A 21,962-nucleotide genomic window follows, 5' to 3' on the forward strand; every position below is an offset into this window, starting at 1 on the left:
ATATTATTTGTCGTTTCCTGTATCGCCCTTTTTGAGTCCCGGTTTAAACCGAGGCTTAAAGCCTAAAGGTTTAGCTTCAGTGCTCGCGGCGTTGTGCTCGGTGTCTGTATTCGGATTTGTATGAGGAACCTCAGCTTTTGCTTCGGGAGCCATATTTTTTTTATCCCCCTCAGCACCGGGATTGGATGTTTGTTGCGGTTTTTCCGTAGACGTTTTATTTGTAATACCGGCTTTGAATCTAGGCTTAAATCCCGTTGGCTTCGAAATAGTAGGCGATTCATTATCAGTCGATTTGTCGGACACATCTTTCGCATCTTTTGACTCGCCCTCCACCTTACTTGCTTGGTTTGAGGGGTGGCCAGGTTCTTTCCGCAGGTGTTCGGCTGCTGTTTTATCGGTAAGGCCAGCTTTGAACCTGGGTTTGAAGCCCATGGGTTTGGATAGGTCTTTTGGTTCACCGGTCTTCTGTGTTTCAGAAGGTTCCTCTGTTTTGCCTATTTTTTCAAGTTGCTTAGGCAGCGCAGGTTCTTCTTTTGGTATTGCCGTTTCCTTATTTGTTACGCCAGCTTTAAAACGGGGTTTAAAACCGGACGGCTTATTGACATGGTCGGTAGCTGGCGCTACAGTTGGAGGGGTATCCTCACCCTTTACAGATTGATCTTCTGCATGGTCTTCTTTGGAACGCGTGGTCTGTCCCGGTTTAAATCTAGGTTTGAAACCGGTGGGCGCTTTGCTTGCACTATCCGTATCCGTTTCGGGGTTCGGAGCGGGTTTTGCTTCTCCGGTAGGTGGAGTTGCTTTAAACCGCGGTTTAAAGCCGGTAGGTTTCGCGGCTTGCGGGGATTCTGCTGCAGCAATGGCCTTGTTTTCGTCCAAAGAAGAAGTGCTAATGGGCGCCTGAGATAGGCCAACCTCTTCTTTGAGATGATAGCTTTTCCGTAAGCGGTTAAACCAGAATTTCTTTGTATGGTCGAAGCTCTTTTCGCCCATTAGCTCAAAATGACTTTTGAACTCTCTATACAATTGAGGTTCCACCTTCTCTAATTGGCGAAGGTCTATCCTTTTTTTTATAAAGAAATCTTCGAAAGTCATTCTTTTAGTATTAAGTATCTAGTATCAGGTATCAAGTATCGGGTATCAAGTACCCAAGTATCATTCTGGCTACTTACCTGCCTGCCGGCAGGTGTCTTTTATCTTGATACTACTAATTAAACCATATTATGATACACCGCTTGTACGTCGTCGTCTTCCTCAATCTTATCGATGAGTTTCATCACTTCTGCAGAAGCCTCTTCCGAAACTTCAGTTGTAGAGAGGTTAATGCGCTCTAATTTAGCACTTTTTACGTCAATGCCCTTTTCTTCTAATAGTTTTTGCATATTGCCGAAGTCCTCGAAAGACGTTTGTACTACCACAATGTCGTTTCCTTCTTCGTCTGCTTCGACGTAGAGTTCCTCCAGGCCGCCATCGATTAACTCCAATTCCAGTTCTTCTAAATTCAGGTCTTCTGTCGCCGCAAAACGAAAGATTGACTTGCGTTGAAAGATAAAGTCAAGTGAGCCCGTTTTACCTAAAGAACCGCCTGCTTTAGTGAAATAGCTTCTGATATTAGCCACTGTTCTATTGGTATTGTCAGTGGCTGTTTCGATTAAAATGGGTACTCCATGTGGGCCATAGCCCTCATAAACATGCTCTTCGTAACCTTTGGCGTCTTTCTCAGATGCACGTTTGATCGCAGCTTCTATCCGATCTTTCGGCATGTTGACCGCCTTCGCGTTCTGTATAGCCGTGCGAAGACGTGAGTTGGACTCCGGATGAGGTCCGCTCTCTTTAACAGCGATGGCGATTTCCTTTCCAAGGCGTGTAAATTGGACCGCCATCTTGGCCCAGCGTTTAAATTTTCTTTCTTTTCTAAACTCAAATGCTCTTCCCATATAATGTATATTAAGTGGTTTCTAAATTTTGTTTTAGGTTTTTTATCATCTCCTCTGTCATTGCCTTGAGATTAAATTGTGGGTTCCAGCCCCAATCTTTTCGAGCATATTCATCATTGATGGAAGAAGGCCAGCCATCTGCAATTGCCTGGCGTGGATCATTATTCGAGTAGGAAATGGAAAATTCGGGAACATGTACTTTAATTGCTTCAGCTAATTCCGCCGGCGTGAAACTCAGGCCTGTCAAATTATAACTACTTCGGATTGTTAAATTTTCAGCAGGTGCATCCATTAATTGAAGTGTACCTTGGATTGCATCCTCCATATAAAGCATTGGTAAGCGAGTTTCGGCAGAGAGGAAGCACTCATAGGTTCCTTTACTCAAAGCTTCATGAAAAATGTGAATAGCATAATCCGTAGTGCCTCCGCCCGGAGCAGCCTTCCAGCTTATTAAACCTGGATATCGGATGCTACGAACGTCTAGGCCATATTTATTGAAATAATACTCGCACCAACGTTCACCGGCCTGTTTGCTGAGGCCATATACCGTACTTGGATCCATGATGCAATATTGAGGAGTTTCCTCTTTAGGTGAATGGGGTCCAAAAACAGCGATGGAACTTGGCCAGAACACTTTGTCAACGCGGTATGTTACGGAGAGATCCAATACATTCAGTAGACCGGTCATATTTAAATCCCAGGCCAATTTGGGATTTTGTTCACCAACAGCAGACAACACAGCAGCCAAAAGATAAACTTGTGTTGGTTTGTACTTTTCGAATAGAGATTGCAGTAGTTCTTTGTCAAGAACATTCACAATTTCAAAAGGACCCTGCGATGGGGTATTAGGTTGCCTTATATCTGATGTTACTACACTTTTTTCTCCATATTTTAATCGCAAAGCAGTTGCTAATTCCGTTCCGATTTGCCCGTTAGACCCGATAATGATAATGCTTTCTTCCATCGCCCACAAACTTAGATAAATTGCCTTTCATATGCAACTGAGTAGTGAGGTGTGCAGGGAAATCGCTTTTTAAAAAAGACCGGTTTTTTTATTCAACTTTTCAAACATACGAGTTGAGCAAACCGAAGAACGTAGTGATGAGTTCATGAACACCTTTAAAAATAAACAAGAGTGAATAAATCAAGGCGGTGTAGGCTACTTTGCACCTGATGGCAAAGCATCACTGGCGCGTATTGGAGCCGTTTCACTTCCTCAATCCGCTTGGATACTGCCATATGAGCAGAGGAGCAAATGCTTTGCTGCTCGTTGCGTCGGTATCCTTCAAGGCCGTTTATCCGACACTCGGGGCCCAGTGGCTGCCCGCAAAAGCTCTTCGTTCAGCTGAAATATCGCCTAGGAAGTTTGCGGCTTGCAGGTTGAAGCACCACCATCGTAGCAAAGTTCCAAGCGATGAGTCTTTGGTTACTTTCTGCGGAAGAAAGTGACAAAAAAAACGTTCTTTTGATATGTTAACTATTGTTTGCCTAAAATTTGGTTGCCAATACGCAACTCATGCGATATTTTTTTATACCATCAACGGAGTTGTAAACTTCTACATAAACGAGGTAAATACCCACGGGAAGTCGCTGACCTGTATCGCTAACACCATCCCAAAATAGTGTGCCACTTGTACCAAGTAAATGGTTCCGGTATAAGGTTTTTACCAGCATTCCCTGTTCATTATATAGGTAGACATTCACCATATTACCGCTTTGCTGAAATCGATAATTGATTTGCAATATATCTTCGAATCCGTCATAGTCAGGTGAAAATGTCTTTGAGCTAAGCCAGATAGCGTCATGCTGCTCAGTACGTTGCTGTGAGTTTCTGTATCCCGGTGTAGCATAACCCACCGAAGCCGCTGCGGAAGTGAAATTGCCCGGTTTATTGGTGTCTTCCTCAAAACTTTGTCTTTCCAAAGAAACTCCTTTCGGATTCTTTACCAGTGGATGGTGCATGCCTTCATGATAGTCGAGTCGGTCAATGATCGTTTGGCCGTTTATAATTGCGATTGATCCGCCTGTATTGGGTAATTGAGGCATTGCCGCTATATCAATGAAAGCTGTTGGGTTTTCGGTATAATAATGATCTTTAACGATATTACCATCTTTACTTAGTACCATATATTGTTTAGGGTAAAAGGGTGTCTCTTTGGTCGCAAGAGGTCGGACGTTGATTAGACTATCCTTGTCAATAACGCGAGCGATCTGTAAGCTTTTTAAATCGATGGTTTTTTCCGACCGGTTATACACTTCAACAAACTCCACACCACTGGCTTTTGGATCGGGAAGTATCTCATTGATCAATATATCAAGTGGCTCTACCTGAGCGTGTAGTGTCGCGGTTAGTAAAGACAATAAGGATGAAGCTAATATAAGACAGATCTTATTCATTATCCAGGTTGTGGTTTGGTTTATTTCAGATGAGCTAAGATAAAAAGCTTGGTTGAGGAGGGCAAACGTTCAATCGCTTGACAAGAAGAATGAACGAACTGAACAAGGTGTTTTCGAAAAAATGAACTTTGAAGAAGCTGATCGCTAAAAACATTCCTCTTTTTAACTTTAAAATTCGTATGTTTGAAGGTTAAAAAATAATGATTCATTAAAATTTACTATTAAAACAAAAATTTAAAACAAAACAATGAAAATTGCAGTCGTTGGCGCTACCGGGCTTGTCGGTTCGGAGATGTTAAAAGTTTTAGCAGAGCGCAATTTCCCAGTAACAGAATTGATTCCGGTAGCCTCTGAAAAAAGTAAGGGTAAGGAAATTGAATTCAAGGGAAAGAAGTATAAGGTGGTTACACCCGACGAGGCAATAGACTTGAAGCCGCAAATCGCTTTATTTTCTGCCGGCGGAGGAACGTCGACGGCGTATGCACCTCAATTTGCTGCGGCAGGAATTACTGTAATTGATAACTCATCTGCATGGCGTATGGACCCTACAAAAAAACTGGTCGTTCCGGAAGTGAACGCGCATGTACTCGCATCAGATGATAAAATTATAGCAAATCCAAACTGCTCAACCATTCAGATGGTTGTCGTATTGAAACCTCTTCATGAGAAATATAAAATAAAACGTGTTGTCGTTTCCACCTATCAATCGGTAACAGGAACAGGGGTGAAAGCGGTACAGCAGCTCAACGATGAACGAGCAGGCAAAGATGGAGAAAAGGCTTATCCTTATCAAATTGACCTTAATGTGATTCCTCAGATCGATGTATTCCAAGATAACGGTTACACAAAAGAGGAGATGAAAATGATTAAGGAGACGAATAAGATAATGGGGGATGATAATATCCGCGTGACCGCTACTACGGTGCGCATCCCGGTGATGGGAGGGCATTCTGAATCTGTCAATATTGAATTTGAGAATGACTTTGATTTAAATGAGGTAAGAGATCTACTTGCAAAGCAAACCGGTGTTATCGTCGTGGATGATCCGGCTAATTTGAAGTATCCAATGCCAAAAGACGCTCATGGAAAAGATGAAGTGTTTGTTGGACGTATCCGTAGGGATGAGAGCCAGGAAAAGACACTTAATTTGTGGATTGTGGCGGATAACTTGCGTAAAGGAGCTGCTACCAACGCCGTCCAAATTGCCGAATATTTAGTGAAGCAAGGCTTGGCTTAATGCCAATAGAAAATAAAAATAAAAGGAAGATGCTTGAAAGCCATCTTCCTTTTTTATTTTTGGTGCGTCAGCATAATAAACAAAACAATGAACAAGGCCTTCTTGAGAACCCTTTTTACAATTACCTGTTTGCTTCAATTTATATTTGGAGCCGAAATTGTAACCGCCAATGAAAAGGATACATTGCGTATTATTACCTATAATATTCATCATGCTAACCCACCGTCAAAGCCGGGACTTATCGATTTAGAGGCCATAGCAGCGGTTATTAATCAAAATAAGCCGGATTTAGTTGCTTTACAGGAGGTGGATGTAAATAACCGGCGATCGGGTAAAAACCTGAACGAAGCGGCAGCATTGGGAAGCTTGACAGGGATGCATCATCATTTTGTAAAGGCCATCGACTACGAAGGGGGTGCTTATGGTGTTGCCATACTATCTAAGTGGCCTATACAACAAAAGGATAGCTTAATATTACCAATGGCTGAAGGAAGTAATGGCGAACCTCGCGTACTCGCCATTGTAGCAGTAGAGCCGAAGCCCGGTAAACCGCTTGTGTTTGCCAGCACACATCTAGACCTAAAGGAGCAGAACCGGCTGTTGCAAGCAGAGGCCATCGTTAAGAAATTGAGCACCTATTCTCAACCCGTTATTTTAGGGGGCGATTTTAATGCAAAACCGGAATCCGACGTAATTAATCATTTTGATACCTACTTTTAAAGGAGTAAAACTAGCGGTAGTGCTGCTTTTACAATTCCTGAGGTAAATCCCGATCGGGAAATTGATTTTATTATGTTCAGACCGAAAAAGCGCTTTCAGTCGGTACGGCACGAGGTGATTAAAGAGCCTTATGCCTCCGATCACCTCCCCGTAATGGTTGAATTGACTTATTGAGCGGAAAATAACTAAAGCAAAGATGGTGTTAAGTAATGCTATAAGCATACGATTTTGGTTGATTTTGATCGTTTTTTCATTGACAACTCAATCGTATGCCCAATCCCTGGAACAGAAAATAAATATCGCTTATCAACAGTTTGAAAGTAATCCGAACCTGAAGTATGGAACGGCATCACTTACCGTATTAGACGCTAAAACCGGTTCCGTTATCTTTTCTAAGAACGGAAATACAGGGCTAGCTACAGCCTCCACCCTGAAGACGATCACTTCTGCTGCTGCGTTTTACCTGTTGGGAGCAGATTACACGTATCAAACAGAATTGTACTATACCGGTCAGGTTGTAGATGGTATCTTAAACGGCGATCTAGTTATTAAAGGAAGTGGCGACCCCTCTTTAGGTAGTGACCGATTTGAGCAAACAAAGGAATCCCTGTTGTTAACACAATGGACTCATGCTATTGTGAATGCAGGGATCAAGAAAATAAACGGTAGTATTATCGGTGACGATTTGTTATATGGAGGACAAAAGGCTGGTCCGCGATGGATTTGGCAGGATTTAGGAAGTTATTATGGCGCGGGGATATCTGGGTTAAATTGGCGAGAAAATTTAGTGGACGTTCATATACTCCCGGGCCGACAGGTAGGAGCTGTCACAACCCTGCAGTCGACGGTGCCTAATGTATCGTATTTAAAAATCGTTAATGAATCTACTACGGGTAGCCCCGGTTCGGGAGATAAAGTCTATCCCTACAGTGCACCCTATTCGTCGCTCATATATCTGCGGGGTACTTACGGGATTGATTTAAAAAAGCCTATTCAGATCGCGCTTCCGGATGCCGCTTACGACGCAGCGCTAAGATTACAGTTGAATTTGGAACGCCAAGGTGTAAGCGTACGACAACCTGCTACTAGTGGCAAATTGCTTAAGCTATCGGGAAAGGAAGTGCCATCAGCAGGTAGGACATTGTTTATCCACCAATCTCCAACCTTAAAAGATCTTGTTTATTGGTTCAATCAAAAAAGTATCAATTTGTATGGTGAGGCACTCCTAAAGACGATCGCTCAACAAAAAGGGTCTGTGTTGGACACGGACGACGCGGCTGATACAATGCGCGACTTTTGGGTTAACAAACTAGGATTGGAAAAAGGGTCGATGAGAATATTTGATGGTAGTGGCCTCTCGCCCGAAAATCGTGTCACAACAATGGCCATGGCAAAAATTTTGACCTCTATTAAAAGAGAACCTTGGTTTAGCGACTATTATAAAAGTATCCCTGTTTATAATGGCATGAAGATGAAGAGCGGTACGATTGGCGGTGTACTGGGGTACACTGGATATCAAAAAGCATCTAATGGAACCGAGCTTGTGTTTAGCTTGCTCGTGAACAACTATGAAGGTACCGCTTATAATATGCGACAGCAGATGTTTAGATTACTGAATGCATTGAAGTAGTTAGAAAGTAAAAAGTAAAAAGTAAAAAGTAAAAAGTAAAAAGTAAAAAGTAAATTTTACTAACAACTAACAACTAACAACTAACAACTAACAACTAACAACTAACAACTAACAACTAACAACTAACAACTAACAAACAACTTATAGCCAAAAAATGCTATCTTTGCATCATCATGAGTTATCAACTGCGCGTTTCAATTGATAAGGATTCCGGCTTTTGCTTTGGAGTGGTTTATGCCATTGACATGGCAGAGGAAATCTTGGAAGAGGAGGGATATCTCTATTGTTTGGGGGATATTGTTCATAATGATGAGGAAGTAGCCCGCCTAAAAGCCAAGGGGCTGCGCATCATTTCCCATGAAGATCTACCTAAGCTCCGGAATGAAAAGGTTTTAATCAGAGCGCACGGAGAATCTCCTGAGACCTATAAAATAGCTCTGGAGAATAATATAACCTTGATTGATGCATCTTGTCCTGTGGTGCTAAAATTGCAGAACAGGATTAAGACATCTTACGACGATAAAGAGCGCATTCTCATCTTCGGCAAACATGGACACGCAGAAGTGATTGGCCTGCAAGGTCAGACAAATAATGAAGCAATCGTTTTTCAAGATCTGGAAGAACTTGACGCGCTTGAGTTGCCTGGTAAGTTTACCTTATATAGCCAAACGACAAAAAGTACCGATAAATTTTATCAAATTAAAGATGAGCTGTTAAAGCGGGGATACGAAGTGAAAGCAAATGATACGATTTGCAGACAAGTATCCAATCGTTATGAAGATCTGGCTAAGTTTGCAAAACAATTTAATAGAATTGTTTTTGTGTCGGGCAGAAAATCGTCTAATGGCAAGGTCCTTTATGATGTTTGTCTAAGAAATAATCCAAAAAGTATATTTATCTCTGATCCTGCAGAACTGGATGCTTCTATGTTTGGCCCAAATGAGACTATTGGCGTTTGTGGGGCTACATCAACACCTATGTGGTTAATGCAAAAAGTGAAAGAACAGTTGGAGCGTTTTTAATCGTCCGATCTTTCCATGTATCCCATTATCATATAAAGCTCACATTCATTTTTGATTAAAACCAAAGCGAATACAAATTTGTAATTTTGGGATGGAGTAATGATGCAAAATATGGCACAGGTTTTGGCGTAAAGGTCTAACTTGTCTGCAAGGACAGACTTTTACTTTACCAGTAAATGTTGTGCTGACTGCTCTTGATTGTGTAGGGAGGGATTTAAAACACTAAAATTTACAGATGAAAGCAAAAAAAGGCGTGTTGTTGATTAATCTGGGAACGCCTGATAGTCCTAAGGTACCTGACGTTCGGCGATATCTAGATGAGTTTTTGATGGATGGTCGGGTGATTGATATCGGTGTAATCCAGCGAAATCTCTTGGTACGGGGAATTATTGTTCCTTTCAGGAGTCCAAAGACTGCTAAGTTATACAATGAGATTTGGGATAAGGAAAAAGGTTCCCCACTGCTTTACATCAGTGAAGAACAGGTAGCTTTATTGCGCGAGGAACTGAGCGACGAGTACCAGATTGAACTCGCGATGCGTTACCAAAACCCTTCTATCGAACAGGCATTGGAAAAGCTTCGTTTAGCTATGGTTGACAGTATTCGCGTCATCCCCTTGTTTCCACAGTATGCATCCGCTACCACTGGGTCTGTGATTGAAAAGGTAATGCGCCTAATGAGTACGTGGCCAACCTTTCCGGAAATATCATTTGTCAATCAGTTCTATGATAACGAGTTGATGATCGAAGCTTTTGCCGACAATGGCAGATTAAAGAAACCTGAAACTTTCGATCATGTACTATTTAGCTTTCATGGCTTACCGATTAGGCAATTGAAGAACGTTGACAATTCCGGTAATCACGGTTGTGATGCCCCCAATTGCTGTGCGCAGATAAGCTCAACGAATAAATTTTGCTATGTTGCGCAATGTCATGCAACAGCACGGTTGATTGCGGAAAAGCTTCATATAGCTCCTGAAAAGTACACTGTCTGTTTTCAATCAAGATTAGGAAAGGAGCCGTGGGTTCAGCCCTATACGAGCGATGCGCTGGAGAAACTAGCCCATGAAGGTGCAAAAAGACTGCTGGTTTTCAGTCCGGCATTTGTTGCCGACTGTATAGAAACATTATATGAAATAACCGTAGAATACGGGCAAGAATTTAAGAAGCTAGGTGGAGAACATGTCGAATTGGTGCCAAGCTTAAATACCCATCCAAAATGGATAGAGGCATTAAAACAAATGGTACTCGGCGAGCAGGCAAACATACCCAATATGCAGCTTGGAGAAACAGTTGTGAATAAGTAGGATTTGAATGGGTGTGCCCGATAGGGCCGGAAAGGATTTAAATATGAGACTGATCGTTATTAATGCCTTTATACTGCTTTTAATTGATTTTTATATTTATTATGCACTTCAAAAAAGCACCATTCGATGGGCTAAAGCACGTTTTTTTAAAGCTGTTTGGTGGGGATATAGTATCGCTTTGTTCATTGGTGTTCTGGCGAGCTTATACTTCAGCCTTCCTTTGATTGTTCGATCCATTATATTGGTTGCTTTTTTCTTGACCTTTACCAGTAAGATTTTTTATGTACTAGTCTTGCTTGTAGATGATTTTAGGAGAGGCGGCGTGTGGATGACAAGAAAGATATTTGGCAGAAAAGGTGAATCGGAAGCGACGAAGCTTTCTGCGGAAACCGTTTCAACTAATGCTGATCGTATTAGTCGATCACAATTCCTAACTAGAGCTGGTATTGTTGTTGCTGCTGTGCCCTTTGCCACCTTGAGTTGGGGAATTGCTGTGGGAGGCTATGATTATAGGGTGAGACGACAGAAACTTTATTTGCCGAATTTGCCTAAAGCCTTTCACGGATTAACGATTGGGCAAATATCGGATATCCATTCAGGAAGCTTTTATAATAAAACGGCCGTTCAGGGAGGCATTGATATGCTACTTGCCGAAAAACCGGATGTCATTTTTTTTACCGGCGATTTAGTTAATAATAAGGCCGATGAAATGCGCAATTATCAGGACTTATTTAGTAAAGTGAAGGCACCTTTGGGCGTTTATTCGACATTGGGGAACCACGATTATGGAGATTATTTCTATGGGAAGGAGGATAGCCCCGAGAAACGTAAAAACTTACAGCAGGTGAAGGACATCCATAGGATTATGGGGTGGGATTTACTTTTGAATGAACATAGAAAATTGCGTGTTGATAATGAAGAGATTGGTATATTAGGAGTGGAAAATTGGGGAACCGGCAGATTCCCTAAGTATGGACGAATTGATTTAGCAAAAAAAGGTACGGAAGACCTGCCTGTAAAACTTTTATTATCGCACGATCCGTCCCATTGGCGAGCTCAAGTATTAAATAATAAGGATATCGATGTCATGTTTGCCGGCCACACACACGGTATGCAATTTGGTATTCGAGGAGATCGTTATCAGTGGAGCCCTGCAAAATACGTTTATAAAGAATGGGCGGGACTTTATACAGATGGTAACCAACAACTGTACGTTAATGTGGGGTATGGTTTTTTAGGTTATCCTGGTCGCGTTGGCATTTTGCCTGAAATCACCATTTTTGAACTAGTAAGTGAGTCTCCGGCTGTAACATAATCCTTATTTGCATGTCTTAATAGCAAATCGTTTGAGATTATGTCAGTAAAGATGCCCTATCGAGAAAATATCCGGCTTTCGTTGGAGTCCATTGCTAGCAATAAATTGCGTACTTTTTTGACCGCCTTGATCATAGCAATCGGTATCACCGCCCTGGTAGGCATTCTTACCTCCATTGATGCTATTCAAAACTCATTAAAAGATTCGTTCTCAGCAATGGGAGCCAATTCCTTTAATATTAGGAATAGAGGAATCAACGTACAAATCGGAGGCAGCGGTACAAGACCTAAAGTTTTCAAAAAAATATCCTATCGTGAAGCCTTGGCCTTCCAAAAGAAATTCGATTATGGTGCCATTGTTTCCATTAGCGCCTATGCTTCCAATTTTGCGGTTGTGAAGTACGGGAGCGAACAGTCAAATCCAAACATATCCATATTGGGAGGTGATGATCATTATTTGCAAACCGGGGGGTATAAATTGGAAAGCGGTCGAAACTTTACCCAGCGCGAGTTGGAAACCGGATCCAATGTGGTGATTATCGGGAGTGAAATAAAAAAACGTTTGTTTAAAGAGGGGCAAGACCCCTTGAACAAAATGCTGGTTATCGGTAATGCAAAATATTTAATTATAGGCGTGTTGGAAGACAAAGGATCCAGTGCCGGCATGGGGGCTGATAAGACCTGTATCATCCCCTTGTTGCGTGCGCGAGCTGTAGTGCAGGGGGAAATGCCTTCTTATACTATTACGGTAATGAGTAGCAACGCGCAGGGGATAGACCCAACAATTGGGGAAGCAACCGCTTTATTTAGAAATATTCGTGGATTGGCAGTTACACAGGAAAATAATTTTGAGATCACCAAAAGCGATGCTGTTGCCCAAATACTGGTTAGTAGTCTTACCTATGTCGCCGTGGGGGCCTTTGTGATCGGCATTATTACATTAATAGGTGCTTCCATTGGCTTAATGAATATTATGCTTGTTTCCGTAACCGAGCGTACGCGGGAAATCGGAGTTCGAAAGGCAATCGGCGCCACGCCAAAAGTGATACGAATGCAATTTTTGACGGAAGCGATAGTAATCTGTTTACTTGGAGGGATAGGCGGTATATTGCTCGGTATTTTAATTGGTAATATCGTAGCGGTGGTTGTAGGAACGAGTTTTGTCGTGCCATGGAAATGGATAATAATGGGGATTGTTGTCTGCGTGGGCGTCGGTATGATCTCGGGTTTTTATCCGGCTTCTAAGGCATCAAAACTAGACCCGATCGAGGCGTTACGCTACGAATAAGTGCCGAGAATTAAAAAAACTTGTGAAAAAAAGCAAGTTTATCTATGTTTATCTCATGGAAGAGATAAATTGGCATGATTTTGAAAAAGTAGAACTACGTGTAGGTACGATTGTAACAGCGGAAGACTTTCCGAAAGCTCGAAAGCCGGCTTATAAGTTAACCATTGATTTTGGGTCCGAAATAGGCATTCGAAAAAGCAGCGCGCAAATCACTAAACATTATACAAAAGAAGAATTGCCCGGCAGGCAAATTATTGGTGTTGTAAACTTTCCCAAAAAGCAGATCGCCAATTTTATATCTGAATGCTTAGTTACCGGATTTGCTGACGAAAATGGAGATATTGTTTTATCCACTGTTGCATCAAGGGTACCAAATGGTGCCAAACTGATGTGAGGCTTTAGTAATAGCCTTGTAACACGGAATCTTGAATTTGTTAGTAGTGAATTAATCAACGGATAGTGGCTGGCCGACAGTCTAGCTTAAAACCTGCGGTCGAAAGAGAAGATAAATGAAATATATAAATTTTGAAGATACAAGTGATTCCGTATCGGACGAATTCTTTATGAAGGAAGCTTTGCGCGAAGCCCAGAAAGCTTTTGATGCAGACGAGGTTCCTATTGGAGCCGTCATTGTACATGATGGTAAAATTATAGCGCGGGGGCATAACTTAACAGAAACACTGAATGATGTAACTGCTCATGCAGAAATGCAGGCCTTCACAGCCGCTGCGAATTACATTGGGGGTAAATATTTAAAAGATTGCACCCTCTATGTTACAATAGAACCTTGCGTTATGTGTGCGGGAGCATCCTATTGGTCTCAGATTAAGCGAATCGTTTTTGGCGCACGGGATGAAAAGAGAGGATACGCTACGATTTCAAAAGATATTGTCCATCCGAAAACTACGGTAGTAAGTGGTATTATGGAAGAGACGTGTCGGGAATTAATGCAACGATTTTTTCAGTTGAAAAGACGATAGTCTAAATTGTTAGCTGTGAACAAGGGAGAAGGGAATAGCTGTTCAAAATCCCAATTGATAATCGGACGAGTAAAACATGTTCCCTACTAACATGTTCCCAAGTTCACATCTCTATCTATTGTCATCTCCTTATAAAAACTTAATTCATAAGAACAATTCGGAGCATATATCGTTATATTTGTGTACAACAATCAGAAAATTAAAAAACATAAAATTATGGCTTTTTCACTTCCTGCGTTACCATACGCATCCGATGCATTAGAACCACATATTGATAAAGAAACCATGGAAATTCACCATGGAAAACATCACCAGGCATATGTTGATAATTTAAATAAAGCAATTGCCGGAACTGATGCGGAATCGCTTTCTATTGAAGAAATCATAAAGAATATTTCAAAATATCCTGCTGCGGTTCGAAACAACGGCGGAGGGCACTATAATCACTCCTTATTTTGGACCATATTGTCGCCTGATGCGCAAACTACTCCGAGTGGTGAGTTGGCTACCGCTATTGATGAAACATTTGGTTCTTTTGACGAATTAAAGAAAAAACTTCAGGATGCCGGAGCAACGCGCTTCGGTTCCGGCTGGTCGTGGTTGGTTGTAGATGCCTCCGGAAAGTTGCAGGTAACGTCGACACCAAATCAGGACAGTCCATTGATGGACGTTGCAGAAGTTAAGGGAACACCAATCTTAGGTATTGATGTTTGGGAACATGCCTATTATTTGAAATATCAAAACAAACGCCCTGCTTACTTAGAGGCAATTTTTAATGTTATCTGCTGGAAATCAGTTGGCGAGCGTTACGCCAATGCCAAAAAATAATGGCTCATTTGGATTTTCAAAGATTTAAAAACATGCGAAGAAGCAGTGTTTGCCTAGGCAGCACTGCTTTTTTTAATCGTGAAAGATCGGCACAGTGCTCCGGATTTATGGTTGCACAAAGTTGTTGTCACATCTGCCTGACAGCGATGAATGGCATCGCCAACATAAAACACAAATAAATGAAAGCGATAGTTCTGGACGGAATTAACTTACCCTTAACGATAAAGAATGTAAGTAAGCCTAAACTAAAAGCGAATGAAGTACTCGTAAAGCTTAAAGCTGCGGCACTTAATAGGCGAGATTATTGGATACAAAAGGGACAGTACGCCGGTTTGAAATTCCCTATTATTTTAGGTTCCGATGGTGCAGGAGTCGTAGCAGAGGTGGGGAGCGAATCGGAAAAGGAGTGGATCGGAAAGGAAGTGCTTATCAATCCCTCATTAAATTGGGGCGAAAGCGAAGCCGCACAGTCGACCACATTTCATATTCTCGGACTTCCACAGGACGGTACTTTTGCAGAATACGTAAGCGTGCCGCTCCAAAATTTACATATTATGCCACCTCACCTTACTTTTGAGGAGGCGGCTGCGATACCCTTGGCCGGGTTAACCGCCTGGCGAGCCTTATTCAGTAGAGCGCATCTGAAGAGGGGGGAACGACTACTCCTAGCGGGTGTTGGAGGCGGGGTAGCAAGCTTTGCTTTGCAGTGGGCCGTACTTGCGGGTGCAGAAGTATATGTAACATCAAGCAAGCGGGAAAAAATAAGGAAGGCGCTAGACCTGGGAGCGAAGGCCGGCGCATTGTATACCGATAAAAACTGGGCAAATAAAATACACCCTAACGATGGTTTTGATGTTATAGTAGACAGCGCTATAGGAGAGGGCTTTAATAATTATATCGAGCTTGCGAAACCAGGTGGTAGAATTGTTTTCTACGGTGCTACGGTATCAGGCAATTTACCTGAACTCAATGCGAGAAAAATATTTTGGAAACAACTGAGTATATTGGGTAGTACGATGGGTTCGCCTAAAGATTTTCATGATATGTTGGCATTTGTAAATAAGCATCAGGTAAAGCCTGTTATTGACTCAATTTTTCCTTTAGCGCATGCCGAAGAGGCTGTGAGGAAGATGGATCGTTCGGAACAATTTGGTAAACTGGTACTAAGAGTGGATTAAGTTATAGAAAGATGAAACCGAGATGTAAATAATAATAATAGACACAATGGGCAATTATTATTGACAAGCATTTACATTTTTAGGTGTCAATGAGCCTCGCGGTCGCTTCGGTTATTTACTCGAGCTCTCATTAACCATTAAAAAGAAATAATAGGATGAAAACAATAGGAATGGTTATAAGTGCTTTGTTGCTGAACGTGTTTCTCTCTTGCGCGGGAGAACCCCAACAAAAGCAAGAGAAAAATAAGGTAGTTACACCTTCAGCAAATGCCGGTCTTTTAGATACGGCGACTTTTGCCGCGGGGTGTTTTTGGTGCGTAGAGGCGCAGTTTCAACAGCTTAATGGCGTTGATACAGTTGTCTCCGGTTATACGGGTGGGTATGTTAAGAACCCCTCTTACAAAGAAGTTTGCACGGGTAATACAGGCCATGCAGAGGCCGTGAATATTATTTTCGACCCAAAAGTAATCAGCTTTGATGAGTTGATCGAGGCATTTTTTGTGGCCCATGACCCAACACAACTAAATAGACAGGGAAATGATGTGGGAACGCAATATCGATCAGCCATCTTTTATCATAATCCGCAACAGAAAGAAAAGGCATTGTATTATATCAAAAGATTAGATGAAGAACATGCCTACAACAAACCTATCGTCACAGAGGTGAAACCATACGGTGCTTTCTATATAGCCGAGGATTACCATCAAAATTATTTTAATTTGAATCGGAGCGAAGGATACTGTCAATTTGTAATAGCACCGAAATTGGAAAAATTTGAAAAGGTTTTTAAGAAGAAACTGAAAAACAATAGTGAAGGAATAAAATAATCCATTGTATTAGGTGGCATGAATAAAAAACTGCTCTTGTTGCTTTGCAAAACGCATAAACAATTCGGGAAGGCCGGATAGCGGTCCATGGGGATGGATGAAAAAGAAATTGCGCTCTATGGTGAAATCTTCTATTTCAATAATTTTTAAATGTTTTTCATGCAACTCGCGAGTGATGGCATGAATAGACAAAAAAGCAAAGCTATTACTGTGCAAAAGAAATTGTTTAATACTTTCGGTACTCGCTAAATTAACGTTTATCTGCAAGTCCTGTAGATCTACACCTTTTTCTTTTAAATGTTTAGCGATCACGTCATTTGTTCCTGAACCATTCTCGCGCATAATAAAGTCAAGCCGTGAAAGATCCCTAAATGCGAATGTATCATGCAAAGCAAGCGGATTTTCTGCACGTGTAACTAAAACAATTTCGTCTTTAAAGAGAGGTGTGTATTTCATTGATTTATTTTGTGTTAACCCCTCGATAATTCCGAGATCAATGTTTTTTTTATCGAGCCAATCTTCCACTTGTTGTGTATTGCCGTGTGCCACTTCAATATGTATACCGTCGTAATTGCGATGAAAATTCGCTAATATGAGGGGAATGATGTAGTGCGAAATAGTGGTGCTGGCACCTAATTTTAATTTTCCCGATGTTTCTCCCTTTAACTTATCAATTTCGTACGTAGCTTTATTATATTGCTCAATAATAAGACGAGCATGTTTGTATAGAATGGAGCCTGCGGCAGTTAGTTTAAGCTTGTTGCCACTTCGTTCGAAAAGAGATTGGCCGATTTGTTGTTCCAATTCCTGGATATTTTTACTAACAGCAGGTTGTGATATAAAAAGCTCCGAAGCCGTTTTTGTAAAATTCAATTGCGTAGCGGCAGTGAAAAACACTTTTATTCTGAAATCACACTCCATAAAACAATGTAGATGTCTTGATAATTGTTGGGATTAATCCCGATAAAACTTGTTTATAATTGGAAAGAGCGCTAGACCAAAACCAGCCTAGCCTCTTTTTACATCGTTTTGAAAATAAAATTAAGATAAGATATCCACAATTTTAAGCAAGCTGGGTGTAAGGGAGTCTATATGCTTGATGGCCTTATTGAATGGAGTAAATGCAATGTCACCATTGATAACGCCCGCCATTTCACCTTTACGTCCAGCTAGTAGCGCTTCCACGGCAGCAACGCCTAGACGGCTTGCCAGTACTCGATCCATACAAGTTGGGCTACCTCCACGTTGTATGTGACCCAAAATGGAAACTCTGGTATCATAATTTGGAAAATGTTTCTTCACCAGTTCGGCTATAGCGAAGGCGCCACCTTCTTCGTCACCCTCGGCCACTAATACAATTTTCGAAGATTTATCTTTTCGGCCATGAGCCAACTTTTCCAATAAAGCTTTTGAATTTGTTGCGCTTTCCGGAATTAAAATGGCCTCTGCCCCTGTTCCTATGCCACTACGAAGCGCAATAAGTCCGGAATCACGGCCCATTACCTCAATAATAAATAGGCGATCGTGCGACTCCGCTGTATCTCGGATTTTGTCAACTGCACTGATAACGGTATTGATGGCCGTATCATAACCGATGGTGAAATCGGTTCCTGCTAAATCATTGTCAATAGTGCCTGGAAGCCCCATTACCGGGATGTCGTGTTCCTCAATAAATTTTGCTGCTCCCGTGAACGTTCCATCTCCACCAATAGCGACTAATCCGTCGATTTGGAATTTCCTGATTTGTTCATAAGCCTGTTGACGTCCTTCTACGGTTCGAAATTCTTTACTACGTGCGGTCTTTAAAATAGTTCCGCCTCGTTGAATGATATTGGCTACAGATTTAGCATCCATCGGAAAGATATCTCCATTTACCATACCATCATAACCCCGCTGAATACCGAATACATTTAGATTATAATGCAAACTCGTGCGTACAACAGCACGTATAGCTGCGTTCATGCCCGGCGAATCTCCACCTGAAGTAAATACTGCAATATTTTTGATTGTGCTCATATTAATGTATAGCTGATTTGATTATTACGGACACTATAGCCTTTCTTTATAGGCTTTAATACCTGATTCAAGAAAGTCGATGTAATTTTGGGGATCATAATTCGCTCCTTGCGGAGGAACCAATACATTACCATTGCTGTCTACAATAACATATAAAGGTTGCGAATTGCTGTTGAATTTGGATGCCTGGAAATCGCTCCATTTTTTTCCGATGGTATTGATCTTTTTTTTGCTGTAAGTCGAGATGTATTGTTCGTTTTGCGGCAGCGTAGTCTTATCGTCGACAAACAATTCTGCCATAATAAATTCGTTATTTAAGAGGTTTTTTACGCGGGGATCCGTCCAAACATTTGCTTCCATTTTACGACAATTCACGCAGTTCCAACCAGTGAAATCAATTAAGACAGGCTTGTTTGTTTGTTTAGAAACCTCCAAGGCTTGTTCATAATCATAATAGGGATCAAAGCCTTTCGGAGTTCCACGTTCATGAAAGATCTCTGCATATTTTTTAGGACCGGAGTTTGTGGTAGTATGAGACGAAGCCGATATACCGGTGCTTAAGTCAAAATCTTGAGTAGCACTTGGCGGCAAGAATGCGCTGACTGACTTTAATGGGGCGCCCCACATACCCGGAATCAGATATACGACAAAGGATAGCACCACAATGGCAAAAAATGTACGCAGAACCGATAAATGTGGAACCTCACTGTCGTGTGCAAATTTGATTTTTCCTAATAGGTATAGCCCCATTAAACCAAATATTACGATCCAAAGAGCTAAAAATACTTCTCTATCCAGCCAATTCCAATGGTATGCCAAATCCACATTCGATAAAAATTTAAGAGCAAAGGCTAATTCGAGGAATCCTAATACCACTTTTACGCTATTCAACCAACCTCCGGATTTCGGTAAGGATTTCAACAAGGATGGAAACAAAGCGAACAGCGCAAAGGGAATAGCAAGTGCCAAAGAAAAGCCAAACATCCCAATGGCAGGTCCTAAACGTTCGCCCTTGGAGGCTGCATCTACTAACAAGGTTCCAATTAGCGGGCCCGTGCAAGAGAAAGAAACTAAAGCGAGGCTAAAAGCCATAAAGAAGATGCCAATAAGGCCTCCTTGATCCGATTTAGCGTCTACTTTGTTAACAAATGAGCTGGGAAGGGTAATTTCGAAAGCACCTAAAAAAGATGCAGCAAATACCACTAACAATAAGAAAAACAAGAAATTAAAAATACCATTGGTAGAAAGTGCATTTAAGGCGTCTGATCCAAAAAAAATGGTGACAAGCATTCCCAAGCCAACATAAATAACTATAATAGATAAGCCGTATAGAATAGCTTGTCCTATCGCTTTTGACTTAGACCCAGCTCTCTTCGTAAAAAAGCTAACGGTTAAAGGAAGCATTGGGAATATACAAGGCATTAAAATAGCGGCAAAACCAAAAAGCAAGCCGTTAATGAATATTTGCCAAAGTGAAACGCTATTCGCAGTATCTGTTGAAATTACCGGTTGGGCAGGCAAACCTTTAGTAGGAGTAGCTGCTTGGACTGTATCGGTATTGACGCTTGTATCTTCTGTTATATCAGTAAATTCGATATCATCCAAAGAAATGGTGTCGGTTTGTAACGTAAGCGCAGAGGCTTCGTTCATAAAAAAGCTTAAGAAAATACTAGCTAATGTAATTATAATGAATTTTCTATACATCAGTTTTAGTTTGAAGGCGTGAAATTAGTAATTATTCCTGAGAGGGTGCCAATTTTCAGGTCTCCTTATTGTAAATAAAGTACGGTTAGGTTAAGATGGGATGAAGGAAAGCGGCTTAAGCCACTTTCCCTATTTTATTGGAATATTGAAATTCACTTCATCGGGAGGTAAACATTCCCGATCGTTGCACACCATAAATTCAATGGTCCCTTTAACAGAGGTTGCGGCTTTATTGAGTTTGATTTTTTGTTGAAAGACAACCTCGTTTTCAAAGTATACAACATCCATGTCAAACACCTTCTCGAAGTGGCTTATCCCCTTCGGTTCACTGGTTTTTCCAACAGGGGTGTAATCTGTTGATTTTGTGAAAGTAAAACTGGTAGGCACCGGGCCACCGGGTTTGATGTTTTGAGAGTAAATATGCCAACCTTTATCGATGGTAGCTTTTATTAGAAGCACAGCCTCCGTTTTATTAATCTTTTTAGCAGCATAGGCCCATTTTACCGGCGTTTTAATCTGTGCGGACGCAATTAAGGTGCTGAAAATCAAAATGGCTAAAAATGCACTTAATTTTTTCATTTTAATACAATTTGTCTTTTTAGACGCTGTTGGTCAAAAAGGTTTAACTTATGTGTGAATAGTCGGCCTTGCAAACTATGGAGCGAGGACGGTGCAAACTTATAGAAAAGGAGGGGATTATGCAATTTGGTTACGTCTTCTTCGCCCCAACTTTAGTCAGTTCCGTGATTTCTCTTCTGCATACTTGGCAGGAATCCTCAAATGAACGCAATTTCTTTAATAGCGTGCTCTGTCAACTGGCCGTCAAAATCTACTATAAGTTTTCCTTCTTTGTTTACGTCAATGACTGTGCCGCTTTTGTGTTGTCCTTGCACCAGAAAATTGGCAGGCTCCCCTAATCGGTAAAGAAGGCTTCTGTAACGACTTTTTTGCTGTATTATATGTTTTTCTTTAAGGCGTTGATATTCAGTGCTTAAGTGATAGCAAAGGCTTTGCAGTAAGGTGTTTATTTCAAAATCCTGATTCAGCAGCAGCTTAAGGGAAGAAGCCCTTGCCTGATTGTCACCAAAAACGGTTTGGTTAACATTTAGCGCTATGCCAATAATGGCATGTTTCCAGCTGCTTCCCCGCAGTATATTCTCTATAAGAATTCCTCCAATTTTTTTATCTAGGTAGTAAAGGTCGTTCGGCCATTTTATACGCAGATTTTCGCCCAATATCGGTTGAAGAGTATCCGCAATTGCTAAACTAACGGCGATATTGAGATCGAACTGATCCTTTGGTAAAAGGAAGGTCGGGTTCAATAGAACACTACAAGTTAAGTTTTTACCTGGTTCACTTTTCCAAATATTGCCCGCTTGTCCCTTTCCTGCATACTGCTCTACTGCCATTATTACAGTTCCTTCAGTATATGGCGTAGAATTTGACAGGTTAGATTTAAGATAATCATTAGTTGAATTTACCCGTTGAAGAGTAATAATATTTTCTCCAACAATAAGTCCCAAAAAAGTGTTACTTTGCAAAGTCTTTGTGGCATTAAATGAAAAACTGTTCAAAACTAAA

Annotated in this window: 22 protein-coding genes; 13 read left to right on the plus strand and 9 right to left on the minus strand. The window is 41.3% G+C overall.

Annotated features, from left to right (window positions below; translation table 11 throughout):
* Positions 1–3: 3 nt before the first annotated feature.
* From E0E36_RS03860 to E0E36_RS03870, 3 genes are all read right to left on the minus strand, one after another.
* The gene (locus tag E0E36_RS03860; protein WP_130854790.1) at positions 4–1,092 is read right to left on the minus strand and encodes a hypothetical protein; all 1,089 of its coding nucleotides are present in this window, start codon (positions 1,090–1,092) and stop codon (positions 4–6) included.
* A gap of 116 nt (positions 1,093–1,208) precedes the next feature.
* Positions 1,209–1,934: a YebC/PmpR family DNA-binding transcriptional regulator gene (locus E0E36_RS03865; protein ID WP_013664377.1), complete on the minus strand. Its 726-nt coding sequence runs from the start codon at positions 1,932–1,934 to the stop codon at positions 1,209–1,211.
* A 10-nt stretch (positions 1,935–1,944) separates the two neighbouring features.
* Positions 1,945–2,898 (minus strand): NAD-dependent epimerase/dehydratase family protein, encoded by a 954-nt coding sequence (locus tag E0E36_RS03870; protein ID WP_130854791.1) that lies wholly within the window; start codon positions 2,896–2,898, stop codon positions 1,945–1,947.
* A gap of 209 nt (positions 2,899–3,107) precedes the next feature.
* Here E0E36_RS03870 and E0E36_RS03875 point away from each other — a divergent pair, with 209 nt between their 5' ends.
* Complete coding sequence (locus tag E0E36_RS03875) at positions 3,108–3,383, plus strand: hypothetical protein (RefSeq protein ID WP_130854792.1); 276 nt, start codon at positions 3,108–3,110, stop codon at positions 3,381–3,383.
* A gap of 39 nt (positions 3,384–3,422) precedes the next feature.
* On the opposite strand, the gene E0E36_RS03880 is transcribed toward E0E36_RS03875, so the two are convergent.
* Positions 3,423–4,331 carry a lamin tail domain-containing protein gene (locus E0E36_RS03880; RefSeq protein WP_130854793.1) on the minus strand — a complete coding sequence of 303 codons (909 nt, stop codon included), beginning with the start codon at positions 4,329–4,331 and terminating at the stop codon, positions 3,423–3,425.
* Between the two features lie 247 nt (positions 4,332–4,578).
* Here E0E36_RS03880 and E0E36_RS03885 point away from each other — a divergent pair, with 247 nt between their 5' ends.
* From E0E36_RS03885 to msrA, 12 genes are all read left to right on the plus strand, one after another.
* A complete protein-coding gene (locus E0E36_RS03885) occupies positions 4,579–5,568 on the plus strand; it encodes an aspartate-semialdehyde dehydrogenase (protein ID WP_013664373.1) in 990 nt (329 codons plus the stop codon).
* 87 nt (positions 5,569–5,655) lie between these two features.
* Entirely contained in the window at positions 5,656–6,288 is a 633-nt protein-coding gene (locus E0E36_RS03890; RefSeq protein ID WP_207303711.1) for an endonuclease/exonuclease/phosphatase family protein, read from the plus strand.
* A 196-nt stretch (positions 6,289–6,484) separates the two neighbouring features.
* The gene (gene dacB / locus E0E36_RS03895) at positions 6,485–7,918 is read left to right on the plus strand and encodes a D-alanyl-D-alanine carboxypeptidase/D-alanyl-D-alanine endopeptidase (protein WP_130854794.1); all 1,434 of its coding nucleotides are present in this window, start codon (positions 6,485–6,487) and stop codon (positions 7,916–7,918) included.
* 173 nt (positions 7,919–8,091) lie between these two features.
* A complete protein-coding gene (locus E0E36_RS03900; protein WP_130854795.1) occupies positions 8,092–8,940 on the plus strand; it encodes a 4-hydroxy-3-methylbut-2-enyl diphosphate reductase in 849 nt (282 codons plus the stop codon).
* 235 nt (positions 8,941–9,175) lie between these two features.
* Complete coding sequence (gene hemH / locus E0E36_RS03905) at positions 9,176–10,246, plus strand: ferrochelatase (RefSeq protein WP_013664369.1); 1,071 nt, start codon at positions 9,176–9,178, stop codon at positions 10,244–10,246.
* Between the two features lie 43 nt (positions 10,247–10,289).
* The gene (locus E0E36_RS03910) at positions 10,290–11,561 is read left to right on the plus strand and encodes a metallophosphoesterase (protein WP_242627118.1); all 1,272 of its coding nucleotides are present in this window, start codon (positions 10,290–10,292) and stop codon (positions 11,559–11,561) included.
* A gap of 39 nt (positions 11,562–11,600) precedes the next feature.
* Positions 11,601–12,848 (plus strand): ABC transporter permease, encoded by a 1,248-nt coding sequence (locus E0E36_RS03915; RefSeq protein WP_013664367.1) that lies wholly within the window; start codon positions 11,601–11,603, stop codon positions 12,846–12,848.
* Positions 12,849–12,903: 55 nt separating this feature from the next.
* Positions 12,904–13,242: a tRNA-binding protein gene (locus E0E36_RS03920; RefSeq protein ID WP_013664366.1), complete on the plus strand. Its 339-nt coding sequence runs from the start codon at positions 12,904–12,906 to the stop codon at positions 13,240–13,242.
* A gap of 115 nt (positions 13,243–13,357) precedes the next feature.
* Entirely contained in the window at positions 13,358–13,828 is a 471-nt protein-coding gene (locus E0E36_RS03925; RefSeq protein ID WP_013664365.1) for a nucleoside deaminase, read from the plus strand.
* Between the two features lie 216 nt (positions 13,829–14,044).
* Positions 14,045–14,656: a superoxide dismutase gene (locus tag E0E36_RS03930; RefSeq protein ID WP_013664364.1), complete on the plus strand. Its 612-nt coding sequence runs from the start codon at positions 14,045–14,047 to the stop codon at positions 14,654–14,656.
* Between the two features lie 179 nt (positions 14,657–14,835).
* Positions 14,836–15,834, plus strand: a complete 999-nt coding sequence (locus tag E0E36_RS03935; RefSeq protein WP_130854796.1) for a zinc-binding dehydrogenase — start codon at positions 14,836–14,838, stop codon at positions 15,832–15,834.
* 155 nt (positions 15,835–15,989) lie between these two features.
* A complete protein-coding gene (msrA, locus tag E0E36_RS03940) occupies positions 15,990–16,661 on the plus strand; it encodes a peptide-methionine (S)-S-oxide reductase MsrA (RefSeq protein WP_130854797.1) in 672 nt (223 codons plus the stop codon).
* A gap of 9 nt (positions 16,662–16,670) precedes the next feature.
* On the opposite strand, the gene E0E36_RS03945 is transcribed toward msrA, so the two are convergent.
* The 5 genes from E0E36_RS03945 to E0E36_RS03965 all read right to left on the minus strand — a co-directional run bounded on the left by E0E36_RS03945 (position 16,671) and on the right by E0E36_RS03965 (position 21,955).
* The gene (locus E0E36_RS03945; RefSeq protein ID WP_013664361.1) at positions 16,671–17,582 is read right to left on the minus strand and encodes a LysR family transcriptional regulator; all 912 of its coding nucleotides are present in this window, start codon (positions 17,580–17,582) and stop codon (positions 16,671–16,673) included.
* Between the two features lie 120 nt (positions 17,583–17,702).
* The gene (pfkA, locus tag E0E36_RS03950; protein ID WP_013664360.1) at positions 17,703–18,677 is read right to left on the minus strand and encodes a 6-phosphofructokinase; all 975 of its coding nucleotides are present in this window, start codon (positions 18,675–18,677) and stop codon (positions 17,703–17,705) included.
* 33 nt (positions 18,678–18,710) lie between these two features.
* Positions 18,711–20,327: a protein-disulfide reductase DsbD family protein gene (locus E0E36_RS03955; protein ID WP_242627119.1), complete on the minus strand. Its 1,617-nt coding sequence runs from the start codon at positions 20,325–20,327 to the stop codon at positions 18,711–18,713.
* 183 nt (positions 20,328–20,510) lie between these two features.
* Positions 20,511–20,960 carry a protein-disulfide reductase DsbD N-terminal domain-containing protein gene (locus E0E36_RS03960; RefSeq protein ID WP_013664358.1) on the minus strand — a complete coding sequence of 150 codons (450 nt, stop codon included), beginning with the start codon at positions 20,958–20,960 and terminating at the stop codon, positions 20,511–20,513.
* A 197-nt stretch (positions 20,961–21,157) separates the two neighbouring features.
* Positions 21,158–21,955, minus strand: a complete 798-nt coding sequence (locus E0E36_RS03965) for a biotin--[acetyl-CoA-carboxylase] ligase (protein ID WP_165446911.1) — start codon at positions 21,953–21,955, stop codon at positions 21,158–21,160.
* Positions 21,956–21,962: the final 7 nt, after the last annotated feature.

This window comes from Olivibacter jilunii, assembly GCF_900607235.1.
Classification (GTDB): domain Bacteria; phylum Bacteroidota; class Bacteroidia; order Sphingobacteriales; family Sphingobacteriaceae; genus Olivibacter; species Olivibacter oleidegradans.

Bases quoted from the DNA above. Each gene is read 5' to 3' on its own strand.
- pfkA (WP_013664360.1), bottom strand. From the start codon at position 18,677: ATGAGCACAATCAAAAATATTGCAGTATTTACTTCAGGTGGAGATTCG.
- E0E36_RS03915 (WP_013664367.1), top strand. From the start codon at position 11,601: ATGTCAGTAAAGATGCCCTATCGAGAAAATATCCGGCTTTCGTTGGAG.
- E0E36_RS03920 (WP_013664366.1), top strand. From the start codon at position 12,904: ATGGAAGAGATAAATTGGCATGATTTTGAAAAAGTAGAACTACGTGTA.
- E0E36_RS03910 (WP_242627118.1), top strand. From the start codon at position 10,290: ATGAGACTGATCGTTATTAATGCCTTTATACTGCTTTTAATTGATTTT.
- E0E36_RS03900 (WP_130854795.1), top strand. From the start codon at position 8,092: ATGAGTTATCAACTGCGCGTTTCAATTGATAAGGATTCCGGCTTTTGC.
- dacB (WP_130854794.1), top strand. From the start codon at position 6,485: ATGGTGTTAAGTAATGCTATAAGCATACGATTTTGGTTGATTTTGATC.
- E0E36_RS03945 (WP_013664361.1), bottom strand. From the start codon at position 17,582: ATGGAGTGTGATTTCAGAATAAAAGTGTTTTTCACTGCCGCTACGCAA.
- E0E36_RS03870 (WP_130854791.1), bottom strand. From the start codon at position 2,898: ATGGAAGAAAGCATTATCATTATCGGGTCTAACGGGCAAATCGGAACG.
- E0E36_RS03865 (WP_013664377.1), bottom strand. From the start codon at position 1,934: ATGGGAAGAGCATTTGAGTTTAGAAAAGAAAGAAAATTTAAACGCTGG.
- E0E36_RS03860 (WP_130854790.1), bottom strand. From the start codon at position 1,092: ATGACTTTCGAAGATTTCTTTATAAAAAAAAGGATAGACCTTCGCCAA.
- hemH (WP_013664369.1), top strand. From the start codon at position 9,176: ATGAAAGCAAAAAAAGGCGTGTTGTTGATTAATCTGGGAACGCCTGAT.
- E0E36_RS03880 (WP_130854793.1), bottom strand. From the start codon at position 4,331: ATGAATAAGATCTGTCTTATATTAGCTTCATCCTTATTGTCTTTACTA.
- E0E36_RS03925 (WP_013664365.1), top strand. From the start codon at position 13,358: ATGAAATATATAAATTTTGAAGATACAAGTGATTCCGTATCGGACGAA.
- E0E36_RS03935 (WP_130854796.1), top strand. From the start codon at position 14,836: ATGAAAGCGATAGTTCTGGACGGAATTAACTTACCCTTAACGATAAAG.
- E0E36_RS03930 (WP_013664364.1), top strand. From the start codon at position 14,045: ATGGCTTTTTCACTTCCTGCGTTACCATACGCATCCGATGCATTAGAA.
- E0E36_RS03875 (WP_130854792.1), top strand. From the start codon at position 3,108: ATGGCAAAGCATCACTGGCGCGTATTGGAGCCGTTTCACTTCCTCAAT.
- E0E36_RS03890 (WP_207303711.1), top strand. From the start codon at position 5,656: ATGAACAAGGCCTTCTTGAGAACCCTTTTTACAATTACCTGTTTGCTT.
- E0E36_RS03885 (WP_013664373.1), top strand. From the start codon at position 4,579: ATGAAAATTGCAGTCGTTGGCGCTACCGGGCTTGTCGGTTCGGAGATG.
- E0E36_RS03955 (WP_242627119.1), bottom strand. From the start codon at position 20,327: ATGAACGAAGCCTCTGCGCTTACGTTACAAACCGACACCATTTCTTTG.
- msrA (WP_130854797.1), top strand. From the start codon at position 15,990: ATGAAAACAATAGGAATGGTTATAAGTGCTTTGTTGCTGAACGTGTTT.
- E0E36_RS03960 (WP_013664358.1), bottom strand. From the start codon at position 20,960: ATGAAAAAATTAAGTGCATTTTTAGCCATTTTGATTTTCAGCACCTTA.